The sequence below is a fragment of the Domibacillus robiginosus genome (genome assembly GCF_000966195.1).
GTDB classification, from domain to species: Bacteria; Bacillota; Bacilli; order Bacillales; family Domibacillaceae; genus Domibacillus; species Domibacillus robiginosus.
Genome location: NZ_LAHL01000103.1, coordinates 1 through 1,164, shown reverse-complemented (window position 1 = coordinate 1,164; position 1,164 = coordinate 1). Strand labels below are relative to the sequence as shown.

The window sequence follows — 1,164 nt, the reverse complement described above, 5'->3', positions numbered from 1 at the left end:
TATATTTTTATATTAATATATATTTATATAAATATAGATAATGGAAAAATTGCTTATAGAAAGTACCTTTTATCGCTTATTTGGTTGTTCTTCTATATTTAGCCCAAGTGGCTTAACTTTAGCGTATCTATCCAATTAGAAAAGTAAGAAGTTATCGATAAAAAGATGAACGTTTTTGCTGAGTCCCTTTTGATTTTGTGCTCTCTGATAGATGGTTATGTTGTTGAAGCAAGAGTGTTCGCCGCATCCTCGTTTTTATCGATACTCATATAGCTCCTTGCTAGATGTTTTTCAATTAATTCAGCAAGGCCATACATACCTTTCTTTCGATTAGCTTACCTTTCCCGCTTTTCTTAAGCGGTTCAACCATTTCTGGTCTCTGAATAGCCATTGCAGTACGACCTCGGTCTCTAATTTGTTTCTGTGTATATCCATGCAAATCATACATTTGCCAAGACTTTGCGCCCTCTTTAGCATAGACAGGCTACACCTTTTATATCCCTTTTTTTGATTGAAATTAGTATTCTTCATCTTTAATCGTTTCCCAAAATTGCTGGAGCTTTCTCAAATCCTCTTCACTTGACTTTAGAAGATCATTATACCAATCGTTGAGCTTTGAATCTTGAATAATCAAAGCTTTCTTAGTGTACTTGTATTCGTCTCGTCCAATAAGACAGTCTGTAGTAACATTATAAAAATCCGCTAATACTTTTAATCCTTTAATAGTAGGATGCCGTTGCCCTTTTTCGTAACTTGATAAAACAGAATTAGTTAAGCCCAAAGATTTGCAAACGTCAGTCTGAGATAATCCCTTTTCCATTCTGACAGTCCTTAGTCTTGCAGCAAATACAGAATGAGAGTTTTCAGCTTTCATACGAAACAGCCGCTTTCTTTTTTTATTCTCTTAGAGTGTTCTATTTTAAACATTCTAAGGTTCACCTCTCCTCATTTATTAGCGCTCAACTTACTTTAATCATTTAAATAAACTACTTCTAATGTTTCCAGCAAAACATAAAAATTTTTCCTAACCTCAATATCCATTTTATACCACACACTATCTATATGATAGACATTTAATCTTTTCAAGATAGGTTTCAACATATGTGGTCAATAAAACTAATCCATCCACTTCACACGTTATAACGATATATTTTTATATTAATA

At 33.0% G+C, this 1,164-nt stretch carries 1 protein-coding gene; it reads right to left on the bottom strand.

Features of this window, described 5'->3' with window-relative positions:
- Positions 1-517 precede the first annotated feature (517 nt).
- The gene (locus VP97_RS23015) at positions 518-874 is read right to left on the bottom strand and encodes a helix-turn-helix domain-containing protein (protein WP_050184517.1); all 357 of its coding nucleotides are present in this window, start codon (positions 872-874) and stop codon (positions 518-520) included.
- Between the last annotated feature and the right edge of the window lie 290 nt (positions 875-1,164).